Raw genomic sequence first — 25,172 nt, forward strand, 5'->3', positions numbered from 1 at the left:
ATGGCACTGATTGAATTGTCTGTTCAGGGAATGACCTGCAATCACTGTGTAGCTGCTGTAGATAAGGCACTTCGGGTGGTACCCGGAGTGCAGACTGTTGCAGTACATCTTGACGCTAACAGCGCTACCGTGGAGGGTGACTCCATGGATGCTGAGGCTTTAGTTCAGGCCATTGAAAGCGAAGGCTATACGGCTCAAGTCCGATAATTGCGATGTCGGTGGCGGCGCCAGCCGAGTAATACCTGCAAGGCCCCGCCCCCGCCTTCCCCGGGGCGGGCCTGAGCAAAAGCCAGAACCTCCTGGTGCTTCATCAGCCAGCCACCTACCAGTCTTTTCAGTACCGGTATGCGTCCCGGGGAGCCCAACCCTTTACCATGCACAATGCACACGCAATTCCAGCGCCACTGCTGGGCTTCGTGTAAAAAGGCCGCCAGTTCGAGTCGGGCCTCTTCAACCGTGCAACCATGTAAATCCAGTCTGGACTGGATCCGGAAACGCCCTTTGCGTAAATCCCTGAGGAGAGCAGGAGACTGCCCCTGCTGCAAATAAAGCCATTCATCTCCTGCTTCCAGGATTTCGTCGCTGTTTAGCGTGCGACTGAGCGCCGTCCGCACGGCCAGTTCGTCTTTTTGCCGTTGCAGGGGCAAAGGTGCCGGGGGGCTGGGTCGTGCGGGGATGGGCGGCGCCGGAAAGCGTTTTACATCTGCCATGGCTTCTTCAAAGCAAGCCTTTTCAGCAGGATGGACGGCGAGCGATACCGGTGTTGTCTTGGGTGGTCGCCGCCGTCTCATGCTTCAATCCTCCTGTTGCTCCAGCCAGCGCTCTGCGTCCAGAGCCGCCATGCAGCCCGTTCCGGCACTGGTGACCGCTTGCCGGTACACATAATCCTGGACATCACCGGCGGCAAAAACGCCTTCAATGCTGGTTGCTGTGGCCATCCCGTCGCGCCCGCCACGGGTAATCAGATAACCACCTGCATCCATTTCCAGTTGTCCCTTGAATATGTCGGTGTTGGGTTTATGGCCAATGGCAATAAATACCCCCATCAAAGCTAGGTCCTGGGTATTACCGTTTTCTATATGCTTGATCCGCAGTCCGGTGACGCCCGACTGGTCCCCCAGTACTTCATCTACGGCATGATCCCAGATGATGGTCACGTTTTCCTTGGCCATCAGCTTGTCCTGCAGGATTTTTTCGGCACGAAACTTGTTGCGGCGATGTACTACCGTGACATGCTTGACAATATTGCTCAGATAAAGAGCTTCTTCGACGGCTGTATTACCACCGCCGATGACTGCGACATCCTGATTGCGATAGAAAAAGCCGTCGCAGGTGGCGCAAGCTGAAACGCCTTTGCCGCGAAATTTTTCTTCGCTGGGCAGACCCAGATATTTGGCTGAGGCCCCAGTCGCCAGAATCAGGGCATCACAGGTGTAATTGTGTTGATCCCCACTGAGTTGGAAGGGTCGCTGGCTCAGGTCGGCCTTATGAATATGATCAAACACCATTTCCGTATCAAAGCGCCGTGCCTGTTTTTCCAGTTCCTGCATCAGTTCCGGACCCATGATGCCCTCTGCAGCACCAGGCCAGTTGTCTACATCGGTCGTTGTCATTAATTGACCACCAGGCTCCATCCCTTGCACCAGCAGGGGTTGGAGATTGGCCCGCGCTGCGTAAATGGCAGCCGTGTAGCCACCGGGGCCTGAACCCAGAATCATTAATCGGGCGTGTTTGCTATCAATGATGCTTTTGGAGTCGCTCATCGGGGTCCTCATCAGTCAGGGTGTGGATTCAGTTTAACATCAACCGGGAAGGCCTGTAACAAATGCAGGGTGAATTTATCCCGCCACGCTGTTATCGGTTGCGGGCCGTTTTCATCATTTATATTTCTTTCTGATTCACTCTTCGCGATAACTCCTCAGCAGATTCCTTGCGTTCGGAATATCGGTCTGTCAGGTAATCACTTTGACCTCGCGTCAGTAAGGTGAATTTCATCAATTCTTCCATTACATCCACCACCCGGTCATAGTAGGCAGAGGGTTTCATGCGTCCTGCCTCATCGAACTCCAGAAAGGCTTTGGGCACCGAGGACTGATTCGGTATGGTGATCATGCGCATCCAGCGCCCTAAAATGCGCATCTGATTAACGGTGTTAAAGGATTGTGAGCCTCCGCAAACCTGCAGCACCGCCAGAGTTTTCCCCTGGCTCGGTCTTACTGCTCCGGAGTTCAGCGGAATCCAGTCGATTTGTGACTTGAATACTCCGGTCATTGCGCCATGCCGTTCGGGTGAACACCAAACCTGCCCTTCCGACCATTCTACCAGCTCCCGCAACTCAATGACTTTGGGGTGGGTTGCGGGCGCATCATCGGGCAGCGGTAAGCCACTGGGATGAAATACCCGCGTGTCCGCCCCAAAATGGCGTAATAGTCGCTCTGCTTCCAGGGTCAGCAGCCGGCTGTAGGATTTTTCCCGATTGGAGCCATAGAGCAGCAATATACGAGGCGGATGTTGAGTGGCCGCAGTACCGGTCAGACGGTTTATATCCGGTTGCTGCAGCAGGCTCTCGGTGATGTTGGGAAGATCATCAGACACAACAGTTCTCCATGATGAACAGCTCGGCAAATGATAAATGCCTACACATTTTGTAAGCAGTGTTGATGAGTGTCGGCTATTTGTCAATACTACAAGTATTATTCGCGGGTTTGTTTTGATGGCTTTTGGGCGTGCGTAAACCCGAATTCCGCGATGGAGTAAGGCGAAGACAGGTTGAAGGGCCCGATGACAAAAATGGCACGAACCATGCTTCCTTTCAGTCTGGCGGCAACAGAAGAGTCTATGACGGCGCAATCTGGACTCGTTTTCCATGGCGAATTTATTCAGGGATTGGGTGTGCATCGCTGGTTGGAACAGGAAATGCCCAAGCCGGGCAGCAAGCGGGGTTATGGGCCGACGCAACAGGTGTTGCCGCTGCTCTTGATGTTGACCGGCGGTGGCCGTTCTCTGGGGGACCTGTGCATGATTCATGCGGACCAAGGCCTCCGCCGTCTGCTGCATCTGAAGGCTTTGCCCAGCACGGATGCTGCGGGTGCCTGGCTGCGCCGCACGGGAGAAGGCGCCGGACTGGCGGGCCTGGATGCGGTGAATCGCCGGATTGTCGCTTGGCATTTGCGCAGGCTGAAGCGCTGGGAGCACACCTCGGATATCGACGCCACCCAGATCGTCGCAGAGAAAAGAGATGCGGTCTGGACCTATAAGGGCGAGCGCGGCTACATGCCCATGGTGGGACATCTGGCGGAAGCCGGGGTTGTGATTCATGACAATTTCCGGGCAGGGAATGCCGCCCCGGTCGGCGCCAACCTTGACTACATCCAAGCCTGTGAGGCGCGGCTACCGAAAGGCCATCGCCTCGCGGCGACCCGCGCGGATTCTGCCAGCTATCAGGCCGATCTCTTCAACTACTGCGAGCAGACCGGCAAGACTTTCGCGATCGGTGGCAGGGGATGCCCAGACCCTAGCGGTCATCGCCGCGATTCCCGAGTCCGCCTGGACCCGCTACGCGGACTGCGTTGTGGCGGAGACGGTGCACAGCATGGAACAGACCGACAAAGCTTTTCGGCTCATCGTCGTGCGCTATCCGCATCATGCGGATCTGCTGGAAGATCGGCCCCGTTACCACGTCATTGCCAGCAACCGCACGGGGGGTGCGGCGGATGTGCTGATCTGGTACCGCCAGCGGGGCGAATATTCCGAGAACGGCATCAAGGAGCTGAAAATCGGCTTTGGCATGGAGCGCATACCTTGCTGTCAGTAGAGCGCCAATGCCGCCTTCTTCCGGATTGGGGTCATTGCACACAACCTCTTCGTGCTCTTCAAACATGCGGCCCTCGGCGAAGGCTGGCAGCGCCATCGCATCGCCACCGTGCGTTGGCGCTTGTTCCAGGTGCCGGGCCGGTTCATTCGCCATGCCGGTGCCTGGGTCCTGAAGGTGGCCGTCCCCTTTGCCGAAGACTTTGCGCACATTCGTGCGCGTGGTTAGGCCATCCTCCACGAACGGACTCCCTGAAAACGCACCTTGCCGCCGTCCTCAGTCTCATTGAACGCCCTCGGCGCGGTAGCGCTGCGCATTGGTGTCTGTATGACGCCTGCAATCGAATGAAAAACCACCGAACAAATGAAGATTCGCCCGAGAGCGACGTAATTCCGGACCAAAACATCCCTCGCATACCTGTCCCGCGAAACTCATAGGCTAGCCTCAGAGATCAATTGCGGAATTTGGGACACATTTATGTTTGTATGTTTCCATGCAAACATGATAGAATAGTACCTCATTATGATAAATGCTTTTACCTATATTTTTCCGGCGATACGTGGGGTGCAAGCGGGGCGCGAATACTACGTTTCGATGTGCCCGCTACAGCTATTGCGCCGGTTCTTTATCTTCGACGACGAAGAGCTCGTACCGGAACTCCGGGCTCAACGAACGCTGAACAAAGCACGTGTACCGGAGATAGCTCGCTATATCGTAGAGAACCCCAATAGCTACACCTTCTCCGCCATCACAGTATCGGTCGACGGCGAAGTCAAATTTGATCCTATTGATGCGGACGGTCCAACCAATTTCCGTATGGGATCGCTTACCGTTTCAATGCATGCCAAGTTCATCGTCAATGATGGGCAACACCGGCGCGCTGCAATCTTGCAGGCACTTGATGCGGCTCCAGAGCTTGGCGAAGAAACCATCGCCGTGGTGTTTTTCGTCGATCGCGGACTTGAGCGCTGCCAGCAAATGTTCGCGGACCTCAATCGCCACGCCGTGAAACCGTCGGCGTCACTCGGTATCTTGTATGACCACCGCAGCGCTGCAGCCAATCTTGCGCGACACCTGAGTTTCACCTCAAATGTTTTCAAGGGATTGATCGAGGCCGAGCGCTCCTCGCTCTCGCCGAGGTCGAGAAGTTTGTTCACCTTGAGCGCGGTGCATTTCGCGACCACCGAATTCCTCTCGGAGAAGGAATTGGAAGACTTCCAGTCGGCGAGTCAGATGTGCCTGGAGTTTTGGAAACTGGTTGGCGAGCAGATTCCTGAATGGACTTATGTGCGCGAATCGAAAATGACCTCCGGCGATGTGCGTCGAGATTTCATCCATTCACATGCCATCGTGCTTCAAGCGCTTGGGCGAGCGGGGCGTGCGCTGTATCAACTGCCCGCAGCAGAACGGGCTAAACGTATTAAGCGGCTTCGCACTGTGGACTGGTCGCGTCAGAACGCAAAGACTTGGGAAGGCCGTGCCATGGTTGGCGGTTCTATGGCGAAATCTGGACAGAACATTACCCTTACGTGTAACGAGATCAAGCGCGTGCTCGGCCTGACGCTTACTCCCGAAGAATCGAGCGCAGAAGCAGCATGGGCCGCATCGCGTGCCCCTCATCAGCCACGGACTGTAGCAAGGAAATCAAAATGAGCATTAACGCCGATCAGATCATCGAGGAGATCCAGGCAATCTACTGCTCCGATCCGATGCCCTGGATCGTTGGCTATAGCGGGGGCAAGGACTCTACGGCTTGCTTGCAGTTGATTTGGACTGCTATCGCCCGCTTGCCCGCTGAGCAGCGGACCAAGCCCATTCATGTCATCAGTACCGATACTCTGGTGGAGAACCCAGTTATCGCGGCTTGGGTGGAGACCTCGCTCCTTCGAATTGGTACCTCAGCCAAACAACAAGGACTTGATATTCGCCCTCACCGCTTGACGCCGGCGATGGAGAACCGTTTCTGGGTCAATCTGATTGGCAAAGGCTATCCCGCACCGCGCCCCAAATTCCGCTGGTGCACGGACCGGCTCAAGATCAGCGCCTCAACCAAATTTATCCAAGAACTCTCCGAGTCGAATGGCGAGGCGATCCTGGTGCTTGGGCAGCGGCGAGGCGAGAGCCAGGCGCGCGATAAGGTCATGGACCAGTACAAGGGTAGTACACGTGACCGTCTGAGTAGGAACAAGGATCCTCGTTTGTCACGCGTCTGGGTTTATCCACCCATCGAAAGTTGGACGAGCGATTTTGTCTGGAACTTCTTGATTTCAAACGTAAACCCTTGGGGAATCGATAACCAGGAACTATTCGGGATATATCGCGGTGCGACGCCAGATGCCGAATGTCCGATTGTGGTGGACACATCGACAGCCAGTTGTGGGGACAGCCGCTTCGGTTGCTACGTGTGCACCATGGTCTCGCGGGACAAGTCCATGCAAGCCATGATTCAGAACGACGAACAGAAACAATGGATGCAACCCATCCTGGATTTCCGTAACAACCACTTGGCAGTGGAGGATCGGTCTAATCGTGATTTCCGACGCATGAACGGTCGTCTCACCGTGTTCCGCGACGAGCTTGTTCATGGTCCCTATACACAAGGACATCGCGCGAAGCTGCTTAAAGAGCTTCTAACTGCCCAGCGATTGGTTCGCAATGCAGATCAGAAGCAGGGGACTCAACTGATCGAGCTGATCTCGATCGATGAGTTGGATGAGATTCGCCGTATCTGGGTAGAGGGCAAGGGAGAGATTGAAGACCTTGTGCCAAAAATTTACACCGATGTCTTCGAAACTGCATACCCGGGCCGAGAACTTGAGCAGGCGCCGCTGGATCGCACCGACCTGTCGATGCTGGAACAAGTGGCATCCGAAGTGGATTCAGAGCCAGAGGCTGCGCACGAGCTTTACAAGCTGACGCGCAGCCTTTTGGCGGTGCAGTTCCAGTCGATAGAAGCCCATAAGCGATCCAAGCATTTGGATCGACTGGAAGGGGTGCTCAGGCACTATGCCTTCCGTAATGAAAACGAAGCTCTTGAATTTGCGTTATCCAGTCCCGCCGATGACTCGGATGGGGATGCAGCAGACGCCACGGCATTGATGGCGTAATCCATGGCAAAGATAACAATTACAAACGTCTCTATCGAAAACCTGGGGCCATTTCGAGAACGACAAACCATTGACCTCGGTGTTGGCGCAGGCAAGCCCGTTATTCTCGTGAAAGCACTTAATGGCAGCGGCAAAACGACGTTGCTAACGGCTTTGCAGATCGGTCTCTACGGCCAGAAGGCACTACCATGGCTAAAGCGAACTGAATACGAGCAATTATTGCTTGGCTTGCAGCGCCATAAGGCTCAAGGCCATAGCATTGTGGAAATTGGCATCGTGGTCGAAGTAAGCGGCGCTCGCCGCCAGTTAATGGTAAGGCGCGAATGGCCTGCAAAGGCCGATGGATTGCAAGAGAAAATTTCCGTATATGAGGATGGTAGTCTCGACATTGATTTTTCTCAGACTTGGGATGAATTTATCGAGTCCATATTGCCCGCCGAACTCGTTCAATTGTTCTTATTCGATGGCGAGAAGATCGAGGCATTAGCCAATCCCGAACGCTTGCCTGAATTGCTCAAGCGAGCCACTGAAGTATTTCTGGGTATCGGTGGAATCGAGGCGCTCGGTAATGATCTGAAGGCATTTGAGCGACGTACGACATTAAAGAACAAGAACGTCTCAGAGGAATTTGAAGCGGCTCGCGCCAATGTGGCCACCTGGAACAGCCAGGCGAGTGAGCTGGAGATGCGTATTCAGCATCTGACACAGGATCTGGCCTCTGCGCGAAACGCTGCAGACCAGGCTCAAAATGCGTTGGATCGTTATACGGTTGAGGCGCAGCGCAAGGGGCTTGTGGCATATGAGCAAGCTGCGGCGATTCGGAACGCCGTCGAGGTGACCCGCAAGACCGTCAGCGTAGCGCGCTCCAATCTAGCTGACGCAATGTCAGATCCGATATTGCCGCTCGCTTGGCTGACATCTCTCTGGCCGAGTTACGTTGACGCTTGGGAGCGGGATCAACATGCACGACACTCAAAATTACTTGAGCAGGAGTTCAAGAAGCGAGATGGGCGGGTGCTGTCTGCGTTGCCGGCAAATTTGTCCAAATCTGCTATCGATGCACTCAAGGATGCTTTGGCACTGGACCTAAAGGCGTACTCGGCAAATCGTGACAAGGGCGGACCGTATTTGCGCGATGCGCCTCCCAAAGACGTAGAACGTCAGTTGACGTCGAGTCGAAGCCAAGTTCGGCGGGAGTTGGATGCCTTAAAGGCTGCGCAAGTCCAGTTGGACAGGACTGAGCAGCGTATTGGGGAGATTCCAGCAGAGGAGCAAATCGGCGATATCTTATCGGTACTCAGTAAACGAAGCAAAGTGACCGCTGCAGCCGAGGCCCAACTTACCGCCCTGACCCAACAGTTGGAGGAGGCGCAAAGCAACCTCGCTCATGTTCGTATGCGTCTGAACGCCGCTCAGGAACGCTTGGGAACTGAGTTCCGCGATCGATCCCTAGAGGCGAAAAGTTTGGAAGCGTCGGTCCGGGCTCGCAAGGTACTTTCTGTTTTCAAAGACCGGCTCCTGGCATCGAAGGCTCAATGGCTATCCGATGTGATTACAGCTGAGTTTCGGGATCTGCTGCGGAAAAAGAATTTGATAGCGAGCGTTGTCGTCGACCCCTCGAGCTATCAAGTGACGATCAAGGACAGCAAGCAACAGGAGCTACCCATGGATCGCCTGTCAGCAGGAGAGAGGCAGTTGCTGGCGATCTCGGTGCTTAGTGCATTGATCAAGGAACGCAAAGGACGCTTCCCGGTGGTGGTGGATACACCGCTAGCCAGGCTGGATCAGCAGCACCGCTCGGCAATGATCAAACGATTCTTCGCTACCGTTTCGCACCAGGTCGTTGTGCTGTCTACGGACCAAGAAGTTGATGGTTCCGCCTACGATGCCCTCAAGCCTTTCACCAATGCAGAGTACTCGCTGGACTTCGACGACGGCGAGGGGCGAACGACAGTCAACTTCCTGGGCAAGGAGAGGGGTGTTGATGGAGCGCGTTAAACTTACTTCCGCCGCACGTAACCAGCTCGCCACCATTAAGCGTCGTACCGGCATTGAACACAACAATGCCATTTGCCGACACGCTCTATGTATTTCATTGGCAAACCCATCCGTGCCACCGAATGAAAATTTTTCATTTTCCGGCGGACTGGAAATCGATTGGCGCACGCTGACTGGTGGTCAGGAGGAACTTTACACGAATCTGTTGATTGTTCGATTGCTCTCCGAGGGAAAGAGAATCTCTGAAGACGTAATTCGGCAGGCTTTTCTCCTTCACGTGCATCGTGGGCTCTCCTATCTTGTTGCCCGGCGTGAAGAAGATCTGCTTGCCGAACTGGCTGCTGCAGTTGGGGTACAGTGATCACTGTTTGCAATCAACCAAGATTGGTATTGTTGAGCAATTAGCCTATAAACGCTGTCCGCGATCTCCCCCTTGTTGAACGAGAACGAGTGTCTTACAGGTGAAGGAGGAGGACTTGATAGGACTGCTTGCGCTGGTGTTACCTGAGTTGGGTCAAGTTCAAAGCGTTTGTGTAGTTCTGCTTCGATTGCCCGTCTTGCGATTTTCTGCTTTGACTCCGGCTCCGAATCAGCACATGGAATATATATTCCAACAAAGAAGATTGGACTGGTTGAATTCGCCTCTTCAGCATCGACCTCATATAGTTTTCCTAGGAAGTCATTTTGCGATGTTAGATGGCTCTTCCAGCGCACGGGGGGAACATGGCCGGTTTCACCGAAGTACACGTATCGCCCCTTAAAAATTGCATACAAATGGGATGTTCTCGGACTTCCCCATACTGTTCCGGCGAGCGCAATCATTCTTGAAGAAGGTTTATATTTTCACTGGTAAAGTTGGCTAGATAGGTGCCATAGTTGCGGTGAAAACGATCAAATACGGCCTTTATGGTCTCTATTCCAACGTCGTACAAGTTGCCGACCGTATTAATCTCAGCCACGCCGGCTGCGAAAATCAAAGTTTCAAGGAGGACGCGTTCTGGGGCGTTATCCGCTAGTTCTTTCAGGAACTCCGTATAGAAGGGATGTGTTGTGTTTACGCAGACGAAAACACCTTCCTTCGCATCACGATATGGTGTCCAGAAGCGCTGGTAATCAACATGGTCTGTGTATCGAATCTTTGCAAAAGCGGGCTCGCCGAGCTTCGCTGTAGCCCCTTCGTCGGCGGCGGTTGTAGCGGCCTTGGCCTCATCGGCTTCAATAGCTTGCGCCTGTTGTCTCTCTAAAACCGCGTCCGGCGGTGTTCCCCGTGCCATCTCTTCGGGATCGTCCTCTGCAACATTTGCAGAGAGATCCGTAAATTTTTCTCCTTCACGGCCACTAGGCATCCGCAGTAGCTCATGGCATTTCTTCATGATGAGCTTTGCAACTGTTCGCGGATCGTCTAGTATTCTTTTTAGCCTTCCGAGCAATTCATCGTCAATCTCGAATCTCTGCTTTGTTACGTCGACGTGCAACACGTCGTCGTGTTCTTCAGTCAGATCCATGCGAATGCGGATATTGAATTCGTCCTTAGATAGCATTCCAAGACTATCGCCCCAACGGATCAGGCGTTCATTGCGATAAATAAAGAAACCAGCATTCTTGCGACTAACTTCGTACTGCTTCACTCTTTCCCTATCTGCTGGGGTTAAAGGCGAATTTACTTTTCCTAATGCATCCTGAGGAAACGCAACGACGGTGAGGCGAATCGGAGATGTCGTCTTTCCGTCGGCCAAGTCCGGTTTCCATTTCTCGTCGAGCAAGAGATATGGGCTTACAAAATCATAAGTTTCAGGATCCCAAGTCTTGTGACCATTGGGTTCATTAAGGAAGAGAATGTCAAGCGGGGTAATCTCTTTGAATGGAGCGTCGTCTCCTGCGCAGACTCTTATTCCTATTCTTACGGGGTTGGTCGGATCAGTAAGAAATTTCGCGTATATCACGCCCATTTCCTCTTCGAGTTTTCTTACTGTTGTGCTCGGAGATTGGTGATTGATTTTTTCGCAACCATCAATTTCTACGACAGTTCCAGACTCTCCAGGCAAAAGACTTGTGTATTTTTCGGAGATGTCGGGAAGCAAGTCCGATGACGAAATGATGAATCTGTTTTCCTGCTCGACCAGATCGATGTCAAAGGTATGGCGCTGTGATATCACTCCATTCTTCTTGCTGACTATGTGAATCCTCGAACCGAGGGATAGACCTGCTGACTTGAGTCCCATCCCATACTTAGAAAGGCTGTGCGGGCGATAGTTACCGTTGGCCCCGAGTGCAAATGCGCCAACGATCTCATCGTTCGTCATTCCATAGCCGTTGTCGATGACCTGATAGGTTGCGACACTGTTTCGATTCTTTAGCGTTTTCCCCGGGGCCAAGTAAAGGGAAATGCGAATGTCGGACGCGCTGGCGGTGACAGCGTTATCAACGATGTCCAGTAGTGCTGTCTGAGGTTCATAGCCAATCCTTGCTATCGCTTGACAAAGGCGCGCTGCGTGTATGGCAATCTCTTGCTTAATTTCGGTCATGGTTTTGTCTTCCATTCTTGGCGTTTATTAAGTAAATATCTCCCGGCAAAGCCGGGAGCTTTAGTTCGTGAGCCGCTCAAAGCGGCTTAAAACGGGGACGCTAACGCGGCCCCTCAGTTTTGGCGCCACCACTGGGTGGCCCGGATCAGCTTCATATGTTCAACTGATCTACTCGTTCATCCTTTTTTTCCTGATGGCGAATATAATCCCGAATCATCGCCTTATCTCTACCCACCGTCGATACAAAATGCCCACGCGCCCAAAAATGCTGGCCCACGAAATTACGCTTCCGTTCACCGTAAGTCCGTGCAATATGGATCGCACTCTTGCCCTTGATGTAACCCACCACACTGGATACAGCGTACTTCGGCGGTATCGAAATCAGCATATGCACATGGTCTACCATCAGATGCCCTTCCCGGGCCAAAGCCCGAAATACCTCCCCAAGATCATTCCGTAACTGACCGTACAACACCCTACGTCGGCACTTCGGAATAAATACTACCCTGAATCCGCGATGGAGTAAGGCGAAGATAGCTTGAAGGGTCCGAACTGTATAGTTCTCCGGTATAATGGTCTCAACCAAAAGAATCACCTACCGGGAGATTTACAGGAGGACCCGATGACAAAAATGGCACGAACCGTGTTTCCTTTCAAGCTCGCCGCAACAGAAGAACCCATGACCGCGCAAGCGGGATTGGTGCTTCGGGGAGAATTTATCCGGGGGCTGGGTTTTCATCGCTGGTTGGAACAGGAAATGCCCAAGCCGGATAGCAAACGGGGTTATACTGCGGTACAACACGTCCTGCCCTTTATATTGATGCTGACGGGAGGTGGACGCAGTCTGGAAGACCTGATGTGCTGATCTGGTACCACCAGCGGGGCGAACATTCCGAGAACGGCATCCAGGAGCTGAAAATCGGCTTCGGGATGGAACGGATGCCTTGTGGACAGGAGAGAGCCAACGCGGCTTTCTTCCGGTTGGGGGTCATCGCCCATAATCTCTTCGTTCTGTTCAAGTGCTCTGCCCTGGGAGAGGGCTGGCAGTGGCATCGGGTCGCTACGGTGCGCTGGCGGCTCTTTCAAATACCGAGCCGAATCGTCCGCCATGCCGGTGCATGGGTGCTGAAGGTTGCCGCGCATGTGGCCGCCGACTTTGCGGCCATCCGCAGTCGTGCCTACCACTGCATGCACGATCCCGTCTCCTGCTGAAAGCAAAGAATCCACAGAAGTCAGGGGCGAGTACATACAACGCCGGGAGACGGCTGTCTTCTGCCGAGTTGAGAGGGGATTTCATCACCCAACACAACGCAAAATGGGGCTTCATACCTGAAATAAAACTAGCTTGAATAGCCCATTCACCACGCTCGCTCAATTCAATCGCGGAATTTTTGGTAAAGCGCATAGTTGACAGTAATGATTGTGCTTGGCAATAATGCAACAAAGTTGCAAATAGAAAGGTTGTCAGTCATGGAAAAAGTATCCGCCGCTCCCGAAACCCTGCAAGAGGATGTGGTCAGTCTCTGGGGGCTGATCAGCCAGAGCATCTCCGGTATGGCGCCCACCTGTGATGTGGTAGCCTTCATGACGGCGGGTGCGGCCTTTGCGCTGGTGGCTCTACCCCTGTCCTACTTCTGGGCCTTTGCGCTCATGTTCATCGAAATGAACACTATTTATCACCTCAGCAAGCATCGGGCTTCAGCCGGCGGATACTACGCCTATGTGGCGGCTGGTCTGGGGGCCAGACCAGCCTTGCTGACCGGTTTCATGGTGGTGTTCTACCAGTTGCTCAGTGTTGCTGCTATTCCGGTTTATGTGGGTGGGGTATTTCTGCCGGGGCTGGCAAAAAGTCTGGGTTATCCCTTGCCTGCCTGGTTCTGGTTGGTATCTATTGTGTTTTTCATTGGTATTCCGTGGTTACTCAGTATTTCCGGGATTCGTCCCAGTATTCGCGTGGTGGCCATTACCAGTTTTGTGGAAGTAGCGTTTCTGGTAGTGGCCTCCATGATTATTATTGTCAAAGCGGCACCCGTGCATCCTCTGGCCCCGTTCAGTATTCCGACCGATGGTTTCAAAGGCGTGGCCATGGGTATGATTTTCGCCATCACCAGTTTTATCGGGATAGGCAGCCACACGCCCCTCGGCGAGGAAGTGCGCGGACCCCGAACCCAGCGGGGCAGGCTCATCGGTAAGGCGGCATTACTGTCTTTGACGCTGGTGGGCGCAGCGCTGGTGCTTTCTGCCTACGCCTTGACCGTTGGCTGGGGTCCCGCCGATATGGCGAGTTTTGCTCATGCCGACGCGCCGGGTGTGACCGTATTTCTGCGTTATCTTGGCCCGGTGGGTGGCATGGCGCTGGTCATTCTCGCCATTAATAGTGCCATGGCCGATAGTCTTGCCTTGCTGAACAGCTCTTCCCGGGTACTGTTTGCCATTGGTCGCGATGCGCTGATTTCCGAACGCTTTGCCCAGGTCAGCAATACCCGGGCTCCACAACGCAGCATCTCGGTTATTACCGGGCTGACTATTGTTGTTGCGGTGCTGGCCGTCGCCGTATTCGGGTCCAGTAATGGCTTTAATGTTCTGACCACGGCGGTCCTGTTCGGCCTGGTCACCGCACATACCTTCATGAATGTGTCCTTGATGCGTCTGGCCCATGCGGATCACGAAGGAACCAGCACGCGTCTGTTCTATCATTTTCTCCTGCCGGTCGTAGCCACCGGTCTGTTCTGGTGGGTGTTATATGAATCCATTGTCCCGCTGGCCTATCCACTGGACTGGTCGTTGGCCGCCTGGCTGGGTTTTACTCTTTTGGTTCTGGCCTACGTGTTCCGGATTCATGGCCGCATCCATCCCGATCATCGTCACCATCTGGGTACTGTTCGCGACCCGCAATGAGTTCTCCGAATGCTTTATTATGAAGCGCTAACAGCGCCATTTGTAAGTGTTTCTTATGCTCCTGAAGCTTGACACTGGCGTATGCCTCGTTTAGCTTGCGATCATGAGTTCTGCTGCCCGTAATGCCTCCCGAACCACCCGACCCACCCCGGCCGGGCCATCCAAAGCCATGCCCGGAAAATCCTGGCGCCGTGAAGCCCTGTTACTGGTCATGCTGGCCATCGCCCTTTTCATGGCCATGTCTCTGCTGAGTTTTTCTCCTGCAGATCCCAGCTGGTTCAACAGTGGTAAAGGCGAGGCTGTACAAAATTGGGGAGGAGAGGCCGGATCTTATCTGGCAGAGTTTCTGGTGCAGTTTTTGGGGATGTCGGCCTGGTTGCTCCCTCTGGCGTTAATCGGGTGGGTCGCGCAACTCTGGAATCACTGGTTTCGCCAACGACCCGGCCGACGCCTTGCCCCGGTGGGGGGGCTGGCCATTTTTTTGGGCTTGATGATATTTTTGGCGATAGTTTGGCCACCTGCCTGGTGGTCGGTCACAGGAACCCTTGCCGGTGGTATTGTGGGCCAGGAAATTGCTCAGTTGTTTCAGCCACTCATTGGTTCCGGTGGAAGTGCATTGCTGTTCTTCGCGGTATTTGTCTTCGGCCTGTTTTTACTGACGGGCCTTGGACCAAGGGAAATGCTGGCGAAATTCCAGCAGGAATCGAACCGGCTGAGTGGCCTGAATTTGTTCGCGCGTTTGCCGCTGCCCCGCTTCTCGCGGCGGCAGACAGGCCAGTCGCAACCCAAGGTTTCAGCGCCGCTTCCGGCAGCTATTCCGGAAAAAGCAAAACCCGCTGTTGAGAAAACCCCCAGCTTTTTTGCAGCGAAAAAACCGCGTCCAATGACTGCTTCATCAGCACCTAAAAATACCCGGCAGATGCCGCTACCGGCACCGGTCGGCCCGCCTCGGGCTGATGGTCTTCCCGATCTGGCGCTGTTGGATCCGGCAGATCCTATGGATCCCACGGGACAACTGGATCCAGAAACACTCGCCCAGCAGTCACGCATGCTGGAAGAGAAAATGGCGGATTTTGGTGTCCAGGCCTCGGTAGTCGCTGCCAATCCCGGCCCCGTAATTACCCGCTTTGAAATTGAGCCCGCTCCCGGTGTCAAGGTGAGTCAGGTGGCCGGGCTCAGCAAGGATCTCTCGCGGGTGTTGGCAGCCCGGGTACGCGTAGTGGAAGCAATTCCGGGCAAGGCGACCATGGGCATTGAGGTGCCCAACCCTAAGCGACGCACCGTAAGACTTTCTGAAATTCTCTCCAGCTCCGGTTTTAGCCACAGTAAAAGTTTCCTGACTTTGGCCTTGGGCCAGGATATTGGTGGCCAGCCTGTTTCGGCTGACCTCGCCAAAATGCCGCATCTTTTGGTAGCAGGCACTACCGGCGCGGGGAAATCGGTGGGTGTCAACGCCATGATTCTCAGCATCCTCTTCAAAGCGACTGCTGAAGAGGTACGCCTTATCATGGTTGATCCCAAAATGCTGGAATTGTCCATTTACGAGGGTATTCCCCATCTTTTGGCGCCGGTGGTCACCGATATGAAAGAGGCGGCCAATGCGCTGCGCTGGTGTGTGGCCGAAATGGAAAGACGTTACAAGCTGATGGCTTTTGTCGGGGTGCGCAATCTGGCCGGATATAATCAAAAAGTCCAGGAGGCCCTGAGTGCAGGACATCCTCTGCCGGGTCCCGATAAGGATCTGGATGGCGAACCCATCAGCTTGAGCAAGTTGCCGGCTATTGTAGTGATTATCGATGAATTTGCAGATTTGATGATGGTGGTCGGCAAGCAGGTGGAAACGCTGATTACCCGGCTCGCCCAAAAAGCCAGAGCGGCAGGATTGCATCTGATTATGGCTACCCAGCGTCCTTCTGTAGATGTAATCACCGGCCTGATCAAGGCCAATGTCCCAACCCGTATTGCCTTTCAGGTTTCTTCCCGCATTGACTCACGCACCATTCTCGATCAGATGGGTGCAGAAACCCTGCTGGGCCAGGGGGATATGCTGTATCTGCCGCCAGGTTCCGGCTATCCCCAGCGCGTGCACGGCGCCTTTGTGAGTGATGACGAAGTCCATCGCGTAGTGGAATCCTTACGCCAGTTGGGCGCACCCCAATATGACGAGCGCATCTTACAGGGTGGTGAAAGTTTAGATGGTGAGGATATGGATGGTGGCGGAGCTGAAGATGCTGATCCCCTTTACGATCAGGCGGTGGCTATTGTCACCACCAGTCGCAAGGCCAGCATTTCTTACGTGCAGCGCCAACTGAAGGTAGGCTATAATCGCGCCGCACGCATGATCGAAGAAATGGAAAGAGTGGGTGTTGTTGGCCCTTTGCAAAGTAACGGGAGCAGAGAAATTTATGCAGCAGCACCACCTGGTCGTGATTGAATTAAAGCGGCGTAGTGTTTCGCGCTATTTGCAAATACTGGGCGCGGTCTGCTTGCTGGGCTGGAGTACATGGGCGAATGCCGCCTCCGGTCTGGATATGTTGCATCATTTTTTTCAGAGTACGCACACCATTGCTGCGCAATTCAGCCAGGAAGTGGCCAACCATAATGGTCAGATTGTCAAAAAGGCCGGCGGTACCTTATGGATTTCCCGACCCGGTAAATTTCGCTGGGATTATAGTGGCGCCAATGGGCAGACCATCGTTTCCAACGGGCTGAAAGTCTGGTTGTATGAGCCCGCCCTGCAACAGGTAACCGTTCAACCTTTGGGCAAGGCGCTGGGATCCACTCCCGCTGCCTTGATTGCCGGAAATGATGACCTGAGTCAGCGTTTCAACATCAGCGATCTGGGTGTCAAAAAACAGCTTCACTGGTTGTTGCTGCGGCCTAAAAATGGTCAGGACCAGGGTTTTACTGCGTTGCGCCTGGGTTTTGACGCCGCAGGAATCCTGAAGGAAATGCGTATGGAAGATGCCTTCCAGCAGGAGACTGTCCTGCATTTCACGCATGTAGAAATTAATCATGCCATTCCGGGCCAGGAGTTCCAGTTTACGACTCCAGCCGGAGTAGATGTTCTTTCGCAATAAATTTTTCTGGAGTCGTTCATGCGTAATGCCAAAATTGCTTTGACCCTGCTTGCCTTGGGAGTTTTCGTCAGTGTGCAGGCCCAGGCATCAGGATTTGCGGTGCCCACATCGGTGGTGGGACTTTCCGAAGCGGGAGCCACGGTAGCCGATGCCGGCCCCGTCAGCAGTTTTGCGGTTAATCCAGCAGATATGGTGTTTTTCCCGGGGACGCGCGCCAGTCTGGACGTGGTAGCATCAGAACCCAGCTATAAAAGAAATGGTGAGGGTGCCAGCAATAATCTCCTGATTATGCCCAATTTGTTTGTAACCCACCGTTTCAACGACCTGCCTTTGGCGCTTGGCTTGGGCATTACATCTCCTTACGGCATTAATTCAACCTGGCCTGCAGGGACTTTTGGAACGTCACAGACCATCCCCGATAAAAATGATCTGCGCATCATCGACATCAATCCCGGTGTGGCCTATATGATCCTGCCCGATTTAAGCATTGGTGCGGGTGTGGATTATTATCAGAGTCTGAGCGCCAATTTCCCTGAAAAATCAGGTAATGGCGGTGGCGTGGGTGGTAATGTTGGCTTGTTTTACACCACCGAAACTTTTAATGCCGGTTTGAGTTATCGCTCAACTGCCAGTTTGGGAGGAGACATCAGTCTGCCCAGCCGCCTTCAGGCCGGTGTACGTTACCGCTTTACGCCAGCTTTTGCTACGGAACTGGATGTGGACTGGAATGACTGGAGTAATGCCCGCCTGCCGGGATATGGTAATCTTGGCTGGAAATCGGCGCTTGCCTATCGTTTGGGTTTAAGCTACCACTTCAGTCAGTACTTGGCCTTGCGTGGCGGTCTCGCCCATGAAGGCAGCCCCACGGATGGCAGCAGTATTCAGGCTGCAGCACCAGCACCCAGCAGTAATTTGCTGTCCTTCGGATTGGGTATTGGACTGGGACATTGGCAGTACGATCTTGGCGCTTCCTATGCGCTTTCCGGTAATACGACTTCCTATGCCGGTCCCTATGCGGGCACTTACAAAGCCAGTATCTTTAATTTTGGTGCAGCCATTTCCCGGAATTTTTGAGTCAGGGCAGCAACGGAGCTTCCTGCTTGAGTACCACGCATGATCTCCGGCCTCTGGCAGCGCGACTGCGACCCCGGAGCCTGGAAGATTATGTCGGTCAAAAGCATCTTTTAGGCGATAACGGGCCACTGCGTGCCATGTTGCGCACCCGGCACCTCCATTCCATGATTTTATGGGGTCCATCGGGCACGGGTAAAACCACCCTTGCCCAGTTGCTGGCGCGCTCAGCCGGGTGTCAGTTTCAAATTCTTTCGGCGGTTAACAGTGGTGTCAGAGAAATTCGCGCCGCCATCAGCAGTGCCGAGCAGGCCCGGGCTCAGGGGCAAGATACCGTTCTTTTTATAGACGAAATCCATCGTTTCAACAAAACCCAGCAAGATGCACTGCTTCCCTATGTGGAAGAAGGCGTTATCATCCTGATTGGGGCCACGACTGAAAATCCCAGTTTCGCTCTCGTCAACGCGCTGCTTTCCAGAGCACGGGTTTATGTGCTCAAGGTTCTGGATGACGCCGATCTGGCGCAAATTCTTGAGCGGGCGCTGAGTGATGAAATCCAGGGTCTGGGCGGAAGCGCCATTGATTTTCCGCCGGAGTTGCGACAAGGCCTGCTACAGGCTGCAGATGGGGACGCCCGCCGGCTTCTCAATTTGCTGGATCTGGCCGTGCAACTTGCCGAGCGGCATGAGGATGCCGTCAAGATCACGGCCCAGGTGCTGATTGCCGCAACCGGGCAAAGCTGGCGCCGTTTTGACAAGGGTGGCGAAGCCTTTTACGACGAAATCTCGGCTTTTCATAAATCCCTGCGGGGCTCTGATCCCGACGCTGCCCTGTACTGGCTGGCAAGAATGCTGGATGGTGGTGCCGATCCTCTCTATCTGGCCCGGCGCTTGGTCAGGATGGCCTCAGAAGATGTGGGTCTCGCCGATCCCCGGGCGCTGGAAATGGCTTTGGCAGCCAGGGACGCCTATCAGTTTCTGGGTAGTCCCGAGGGTGAACTGGCCCTGGCCCAGGTGGCGGTTTACCTGGCCAGCAGTCCCAAAAGTAATCGGGTTTACACGGCATGGAACAAGGCTCAGGCCTTGGTGAAAGCGGGCAGCAGCCAGGAGGTCCCCCTGCATTTGCGCAATGCCCCGACCAAATTACTCAAAACACTGGATTACGGCAAAGAATATCAATACGATCACGATTATCCAGATGCTATTGCCCCCAATCAGGAATATTTTCCGGCAAGGCTGATCGGAACCCGTTTTTATGATCCCAGCGAACGTGGCCTGGAAACGCGTATTCAGGAGCGCCTGCGCTGGATTCGCGCCCATCGTTCAACTACCCAAGAGAAACCCCCGAATGCTTGATCCTAATTTGCTGCGCAATGAACCGGAAGCTGTCGCTGCAGGACTGGCCCGTCGCCATTTCAAGCTCGATGTGTCGGCCTTGACCGCCCTGGATCAACAGCGAAAAACGTTGCAAATTCAGATGGAAGAACAGCGCAACGCGCGTAATGAGGCTTCTCGTGAAATTGCCCAGGCGCGCCGGCAGGGGTTGGATACTGCGGAGATGCAAAACGCGGCGGGGCAGTATGGAGAAACCATCAAGGCGCTGGAGCAGTCTCTGGAAGTCGTGCTGCAGCAATGGGAGGCGCTGGTCAGCAGCTTGCCCAATATTCCCCAGCCTTCCGTCCCTGATGGACGTGATGAAGCCGATAACGTGCCGGTAAGGCATTGGGGAACGCCTCGCGAATTTTCATTTACGCCCAAGGATCATGTGGACCTGGGTGAGGGATTGGGTATTCTCGATTTTGCAGCAGGGGTGCGCCTGGCCGGAGCCCGTTTTGTCGTGTTACGTGGCCTGGGTGCCCGACTGGAAAGGGCTTTGACCCAGTTTATGCTGGACCTGCACGTCACTGCCCATGCCTACACGGAAATTGCCCCGCCTTTTTTGGCGAATTCCGAATCTCTGTTCGGCACCGGACAATTGCCCAAGTTTGAAGAAGATCTTTTTGCGCTGCGCGATGATCCCTATTACCTGATACCAACTGCCGAAGTGCCCCTGACCAACTTGTTGCGCGGTGAAATCGTCAGCACGCTTCCCCAGCGGTTTTGTGCCTATACGCCCTGTTTCCGGCGTGAAGCGGGCGCTTATGGGCGCGATACCCGGGGCATGATTCGCCAGCATCAATTTGACAAGGTAGAGCTGGTACAGGTTGTCCGCCCCCAAGATTCTGCCACAGCTCTGGAAGAACTCACCGGGCATGCCGAAAAAATATTGCAATTACTGGAGCTGCCTTACCGGGTAATGGCTCTGTGTGCTGGAGATATGGGTTTTAGTGCGGCCCGGACTTATGACCTCGAAGTGTGGTTGCCGGGTCAAAGTCAATATCGGGAAATCAGCTCCTGCAGCAATTTTGAAAGCTTTCAGGCCCGTCGCCTGCAGCTCCGGTATCGTGGTGAGGATGGTAAGCCGCAGTTGGTGCACACCCTGAATGGTTCTGGTCTCGCCATAGGCCGGACCCTGGTGGCCTTGCTTGAAAATCATCAACAGGCTGATGGGAGTGTGCATATTCCCGAAGCCCTGCGCCCCTATATGGGCGGCATGGAAATACTCAGCGCATAAAAAACGATGCGCGACCCCTATGTGCCCGTTAGCTGTGCCTTGCACAGCGCTCTGGAGCTGGCAGCCCTGCAACATAAATCGGTAGTCCTGCAAATGCGCGATGGCAGCCAGATGAAGGGACAAATTCTGGATGTCTGGACCGCTGACGGGCGCGAGTGGCTCAAGCTACGGCGTACTCATCAAGAACAAGTTATTGATCTCACCCTCATCGATCATCTTCAGGAATCCTTTCTTCATGAACATTAAGCTCATTCGTTTTATTCTGTGTGGCGGTTTGCTGCTGGATACAACTTGCGCCTTTTCAGCCGAATTTCCTCTCCCTCCAGCCGGGAGCAATATGGTCGGTCAGCTGCAGGTGGTCCTGGCACGTCATCAGGATACCCTGCTCGACATTGCCCGCCATTACGACGTTGGTTATAACGAAATCCGGGCGGCCAATCCGGGTGTGGATCCCTGGTTGCCCGGTGCGGGCACCCGGGTGCTGGTACCTACCGAATATGTTCTGCCACCCAAGCCCTGGCAGGGCATTATTATCAATATACCGGCCCGCCGCCTGTTTTATTTCCCCGCAGGTCAGAATGTGGTGTACACCATTCCGGTAGGAATATTCCGACCCAACTGGCCGGACCCCGTGGGGAGTACGAAAATCATCGCCAAGGTGAAAAACCCGACCTGGACAGTCCCGAAAAATATCCAGGAAGAACATGCCAAAGCGGGAGAACCCATCCCGGCCTTTTTCCCGGCAGGTCCCGATAACCCAATGGGCGAGCTGGCCCTCGAAACCGGTTGGTCGCAAATATTCATCCACGGGACCAACAAGCCTTGGGGAGTCGGGATGCGTGTCAGTCATGGTTGTTTTCATGTGTATCCTGAAAACGAAGTGCAGTTATTCAAGATGGTCAAGGTCGGTACTCCGGTCAGAACCATTGATCAGCCCTACGTTATGGGTAGCAATGGTAATGGAAACCTGTACTTGCAAAGCTTTGAACCGGTTGAGGCCTACCATAAGGGCGGAAATAACCAGCAGCGTGCCGTGGATGCCATTACCGCATTCAGTAGCAGTCAGCATCAGGGCTGGACCATCAACTGGCAGCGTGTCATCAATCTGGTGCAGAAACCCAATACCGTTCCCGTAGCCATCAATATCAATACGCCTGACCTGCAGATGGTGGCAGACCAGTTAAGCGCGCAACCCTATGATTTTGCCCCCTATGGCGACAATGCAAATACCGCCACGCCACCACCAGCACCGGTAACCATTGGGAATGCGCCGAAATCATGAAGGACAAAACATTCAAAAAAATGCTTGCACACCCCCAGACCCGCATGTATAGTGCGCTCTCTCGACGGGGCAACGGTCCTGAAAGAGAGCGACAAAGCAACTAGGTATTGACAGTGAAATAACTTACCGAGTATGATTGTCGACCCTGTTGCGGGGTGGAGCAGCTTGGCAGCTCGTCGGGCTCATAACCCGAAGGTCGTAGGTTCAAATCCTACCCCCGCTACCAAGATTCGCAGTATGCAGTTTCGTTCTTTAAAAGCCGAGTGGAGATGTGTGGGGTTTAGGCCCATGCTGTATTTGGGTGCGATTTATCGTACTGGATATGGCAGAAGTTGAACAAATTGTTGGATTGAACTTAAGAGTTTGATCCTGGCTCAGATTGAACGCTGGCGGCATGCCTAACACATGCAAGTCGAACGGTAACAGGTCTTCGGATGCTGACGAGTGGCGGACGGGTGAGTAACGCGTAGGAATCTGTCTTTGAGTGGGGGACAACCCAGGGAAACTTGGGCTAATACCGCATAAGCCCTGAGGGGGAAAGCGGGGGATCTTCGGACCTCGCGCTGGAAGAGGAGCCTACGTCTGATTAGCTAGTTGGTAGGGTAAAGGCCTACCAAGGCGACGATCGGTAGCTGGTCTGAGAGGACGACCAGCCACACTGGGACTGAGACACGGCCCAGACTCCTACGGGAGGCAGCAGTGGGGAATTTTTCGCAATGGGGGCAACCCTGACGAAGCAATGCCGCGTGAATGAAGAAGGCCTTCGGGTTGTAAAGTTCTTTCGTGGAGGACGAAAAGGTGGGTGCTAATATCGCCTGCTGTTGACGTGAATCCAAGAAGAAGCACCGGCTAACTCCGTGCCAGCAGCCGCGGTAATACGGGGGGTGCAAGCGTTAATCGGAATCACTGGGCGTAAAGGGTGCGTAGGCGGTGCATTAGGTCTGTCGTGAAATCCCCGGGCTCAACCTGGGAATGGCGGTGGAAACCGGTGTACTAGAGTATGGGAGAGGGTGGTGGAATTCCAGGTGTAGCGGTGAAATGCGTAGAGATCTGGAGGAACATCAGTGGCGAAGGCGGCCACCTGGCCCAATACTGACGCTGAGGCACGAAAGCGTGGGGAGCAAACAGGATTAGATACCCTGGTAGTCCACGCCCTAAACGATGAATACTAGATGTTTGGTACCAAGCGTACTGAGTGTCGTAGCTAACGCGATAAGTATTCCGCCTGGGAAGTACGGCCGCAAGGTTAAAACTCAAAGGAATTGACGGGGGCCCGCACAAGCGGTGGAGCATGTGGTTTAATTCGATGCAACGCGAAGAACCTTACCTGGGCTTGACATGTCTGGAATCCTGCAGAGATGCGGGAGTGCCCTTCGGGGAATCAGAACACAGGTGCTGCATGGCTGTCGTCAGCTCGTGTCGTGAGATGTTGGGTTAAGTCCCGCAACGAGCGCAACCCTTGTCCTTAGTTGCCAGCGGTTCGGCCGGGCACTCTAGGGAGACTGCCGGTGACAAACCGGAGGAAGGTGGGGATGACGTCAAGTCCTCATGGCCTTTATGTCCAGGGCTACACACGTGCTACAATGGCGCGTACAGAGGGAAGCCAAGCCGCGAGGTGGAGCAGACCCCAGAAAGCGCGTCGTAGTTCGGATTGCAGTCTGCAACTCGACTGCATGAAGTCGGAATCGCTAGTAATCGCGGATCAGCATGCCGCGGTGAATACGTTCCCGGGCCTTGTACACACCGCCCGTCACACCATGGGAGTGGATTGTACCAGAAGCCGTTAGCCTAACCTTCGGGAGGGCGATGACCACGGTATGGTTCATGACTGGGGTGAAGTCGTAACAAGGTAGCCGTAGGGGAACCTGCGGCTGGATCACCTCCTTTAAAGAAATGGGTCCTAGACCCCACACACGCCACTCGGTAAAGAATCGGGCCTATAGCTCAGCTGGCTAGAGCACACGACTGATAATCGTGAGGTCAGTGGTTCGAGTCCACTTGGGCCCACCAAATGGGGCTGTAGCTCAGCTGGGAGAGCACCTGCTTTGCAAGCAGGGGGTCACCGGTTCGATCCCGGTCAGCTCCACCAAAGGGAAGAGGCCCGCGCGAAGCGGGTCGGACGCTGGGGTGGAGAAGTAGGCGGCAGGAAGCGGGTAAGAGGTAACAGGAAGTAGAGAGTAGGAAAGTAAAAAGAGTCCGTAGTAGTGAGTTTCTGAATAAAGAAGCTGAGTACTACCGATTCGAAGTATTGAAGCGGTATTGTTCTTTGACAGTTGAGGAAGGGAAGGCCATGTTTGTCATCTTGCCGATGGCAGACCTCCAGGTGGATGCTTGGGGATATATGGTCAAGTGAATAAGGGCATACGGTGGATGCCTTGGCAGAGACAGGCGATGAAGGACGTGGATACCTGCGAAAAGCCTCGGGGAGCTGGTAAACAAGCTTTGATCCGGGGATGTCCGAATGGGGCAACCCAATCCGAGTGATCGGATTATTGCTGACTGAATACATAGGTCAGTAAAGCGAACGCGGTGAACTGAAACATCTCAGTAGCTGCAGGAAAAGAAATCAACCGAGATTCCCGTAGTAGCGGCGAGCGAACCGGGACCAGCCTTCATGATTTAGCGTAAGACTTAGGAGAACAACCTGGGAAGGTTGGCCGTAGTGGGTGATAGCCCCGTATCCGAAAAGACTTTCGTGGAACTAAGCATGAGCAAAGTAGGGCGGGACACGTGGAATCCTGTCTGAAGATGGGGGGACCATCCTCCAAGGCTAAATACTCGTCTCTG

General features: G+C 54.1%; 20 protein-coding genes, 3 tRNA genes, 2 rRNA genes and 1 pseudogene (1 of these 26 running past the window's edge). 21 read left to right on the top strand and 5 right to left on the bottom strand.

Annotated features, from left to right (window positions below):
- Positions 1-207 carry a CopZ family metallochaperone gene (locus H7F11_RS03540; protein ID WP_193649867.1) on the top strand — a complete coding sequence of 69 codons (207 nt, stop codon included), beginning with the start codon at positions 1-3 and terminating at the stop codon, positions 205-207.
- Here H7F11_RS03540 and H7F11_RS03545 read toward each other — a convergent pair.
- The 3 genes from H7F11_RS03545 to arsH all read right to left on the bottom strand — a co-directional run bounded on the left by H7F11_RS03545 (position 195) and on the right by arsH (position 2,595).
- Positions 195-791 carry a Smr/MutS family protein gene (locus H7F11_RS03545; RefSeq protein ID WP_193649868.1) on the bottom strand — a complete coding sequence of 199 codons (597 nt, stop codon included), beginning with the start codon at positions 789-791 and terminating at the stop codon, positions 195-197. The two genes, H7F11_RS03540 and H7F11_RS03545, sit on opposite strands and share 13 nt — an antisense overlap.
- 3 nt (positions 792-794) lie before the next feature.
- Positions 795-1,763, bottom strand: coding sequence for a thioredoxin-disulfide reductase (gene trxB / locus H7F11_RS03550; RefSeq protein ID WP_193649869.1), 969 nt, complete (start codon positions 1,761-1,763; stop codon positions 795-797).
- Between the two features lie 118 nt (positions 1,764-1,881).
- Entirely contained in the window at positions 1,882-2,595 is a 714-nt protein-coding gene (gene arsH / locus H7F11_RS03555; RefSeq protein ID WP_193649870.1) for an arsenical resistance protein ArsH, read from the bottom strand.
- A 195-nt stretch (positions 2,596-2,790) separates the two neighbouring features.
- Here arsH and H7F11_RS03560 point away from each other — a divergent pair.
- The 5 genes and pseudogenes from H7F11_RS03560 to dndE all read left to right on the top strand — a co-directional run bounded on the left by H7F11_RS03560 (position 2,791) and on the right by dndE (position 9,277).
- A pseudogene (locus H7F11_RS03560) lies at positions 2,791-4,039 on the top strand (IS1380 family transposase).
- A gap of 294 nt (positions 4,040-4,333) precedes the next feature.
- A complete protein-coding gene (dndB, locus tag H7F11_RS03565) occupies positions 4,334-5,464 on the top strand; it encodes a DNA sulfur modification protein DndB (protein WP_193649872.1) in 1,131 nt (376 codons plus the stop codon).
- On the top strand, positions 5,461-6,918 hold the full coding sequence (gene dndC, locus H7F11_RS03570) for a DNA phosphorothioation system sulfurtransferase DndC (RefSeq protein WP_193649873.1): 1,458 nt from the start codon (positions 5,461-5,463) through the stop codon (positions 6,916-6,918). The genes dndB and dndC overlap by 4 nt, the downstream gene beginning before the upstream one ends.
- A gap of 3 nt (positions 6,919-6,921) precedes the next feature.
- Positions 6,922-8,916, top strand: a complete 1,995-nt coding sequence (gene dndD / locus H7F11_RS03575) for a DNA sulfur modification protein DndD (protein WP_193649874.1) — start codon at positions 6,922-6,924, stop codon at positions 8,914-8,916.
- Positions 8,903-9,277: a DNA sulfur modification protein DndE gene (gene dndE / locus H7F11_RS03580; protein WP_227485216.1), complete on the top strand. Its 375-nt coding sequence runs from the start codon at positions 8,903-8,905 to the stop codon at positions 9,275-9,277. Before dndD ends, dndE begins: the two co-directional genes overlap by 14 nt.
- A gap of 457 nt (positions 9,278-9,734) precedes the next feature.
- On the opposite strand, the gene H7F11_RS03585 is transcribed toward dndE, so the two are convergent.
- Both H7F11_RS03585 and tnpA read right to left on the bottom strand, forming a co-directional pair.
- Entirely contained in the window at positions 9,735-11,441 is a 1,707-nt protein-coding gene (locus H7F11_RS03585) for an ATP-binding protein (protein WP_193649876.1), read from the bottom strand.
- A gap of 151 nt (positions 11,442-11,592) precedes the next feature.
- Entirely contained in the window at positions 11,593-11,976 is a 384-nt protein-coding gene (gene tnpA, locus H7F11_RS03590; RefSeq protein ID WP_193649889.1) for an IS200/IS605 family transposase, read from the bottom strand.
- Between the two features lie 87 nt (positions 11,977-12,063).
- On the opposite strand from tnpA, the gene H7F11_RS03595 reads away from it, so the two are divergent.
- The 15 genes from H7F11_RS03595 to H7F11_RS03665 form a co-directional block, all read left to right on the top strand.
- Positions 12,064-12,306 carry a hypothetical protein gene (locus H7F11_RS03595; RefSeq protein WP_193649877.1) on the top strand — a complete coding sequence of 81 codons (243 nt, stop codon included), beginning with the start codon at positions 12,064-12,066 and terminating at the stop codon, positions 12,304-12,306.
- Positions 12,300-12,653 (top strand): transposase, encoded by a 354-nt coding sequence (locus H7F11_RS03600; RefSeq protein ID WP_193649878.1) that lies wholly within the window; start codon positions 12,300-12,302, stop codon positions 12,651-12,653. The genes H7F11_RS03595 and H7F11_RS03600 overlap by 7 nt, the downstream gene beginning before the upstream one ends.
- Positions 12,654-12,911: 258 nt before the next feature.
- A complete protein-coding gene (locus H7F11_RS03605) occupies positions 12,912-14,339 on the top strand; it encodes an APC family permease (protein WP_193651876.1) in 1,428 nt (475 codons plus the stop codon).
- 169 nt (positions 14,340-14,508) lie between these two features.
- Positions 14,509-16,773 (top strand): DNA translocase FtsK, encoded by a 2,265-nt coding sequence (locus H7F11_RS03610; protein ID WP_193651877.1) that lies wholly within the window; start codon positions 14,509-14,511, stop codon positions 16,771-16,773.
- The gene (lolA, locus tag H7F11_RS03615) at positions 16,745-17,419 is read left to right on the top strand and encodes an outer membrane lipoprotein chaperone LolA (protein ID WP_193651875.1); all 675 of its coding nucleotides are present in this window, start codon (positions 16,745-16,747) and stop codon (positions 17,417-17,419) included. Before H7F11_RS03610 ends, lolA begins: the two co-directional genes overlap by 29 nt.
- A gap of 18 nt (positions 17,420-17,437) precedes the next feature.
- Complete coding sequence (locus H7F11_RS03620; protein WP_193651874.1) at positions 17,438-18,493, top strand: OmpP1/FadL family transporter; 1,056 nt, start codon at positions 17,438-17,440, stop codon at positions 18,491-18,493.
- A gap of 26 nt (positions 18,494-18,519) precedes the next feature.
- Positions 18,520-19,845, top strand: coding sequence for a replication-associated recombination protein A (locus H7F11_RS03625; protein WP_193651873.1), 1,326 nt, complete (start codon positions 18,520-18,522; stop codon positions 19,843-19,845).
- Entirely contained in the window at positions 19,838-21,103 is a 1,266-nt protein-coding gene (gene serS / locus H7F11_RS03630) for a serine--tRNA ligase (protein WP_193651872.1), read from the top strand. The genes H7F11_RS03625 and serS overlap by 8 nt, the downstream gene beginning before the upstream one ends.
- 6 nt (positions 21,104-21,109) lie before the next feature.
- Positions 21,110-21,349, top strand: coding sequence for a Rho-binding antiterminator (locus tag H7F11_RS03635; protein ID WP_193651871.1), 240 nt, complete (start codon positions 21,110-21,112; stop codon positions 21,347-21,349).
- Entirely contained in the window at positions 21,339-22,385 is a 1,047-nt protein-coding gene (locus H7F11_RS03640) for a L,D-transpeptidase family protein (protein WP_193651870.1), read from the top strand. The genes H7F11_RS03635 and H7F11_RS03640 overlap by 11 nt, the downstream gene beginning before the upstream one ends.
- A gap of 149 nt (positions 22,386-22,534) precedes the next feature.
- Positions 22,535-22,611, top strand: a tRNA-Met gene (locus H7F11_RS03645).
- Between the two features lie 125 nt (positions 22,612-22,736).
- Positions 22,737-24,272, top strand: a 16S ribosomal RNA gene (locus H7F11_RS03650).
- 46 nt (positions 24,273-24,318) lie between these two features.
- Positions 24,319-24,395, top strand: a tRNA-Ile gene (locus tag H7F11_RS03655).
- A gap of 3 nt (positions 24,396-24,398) precedes the next feature.
- A tRNA-Ala gene (locus tag H7F11_RS03660) sits at positions 24,399-24,474 on the top strand.
- Positions 24,475-24,728: 254 nt separating this feature from the next.
- Positions 24,729-25,172: ribosomal RNA gene (locus tag H7F11_RS03665) — 23S ribosomal RNA — on the top strand (it continues 2,445 nt past the right edge of the window).
- The 16S and 23S rRNA genes sit together here with 3 tRNA genes alongside, the layout of an rRNA operon.

This window comes from Acidithiobacillus sp. HP-2 (genome assembly GCF_015100155.1).
Classification (GTDB): Bacteria; Pseudomonadota; Gammaproteobacteria; order Acidithiobacillales; family Acidithiobacillaceae; genus Acidithiobacillus.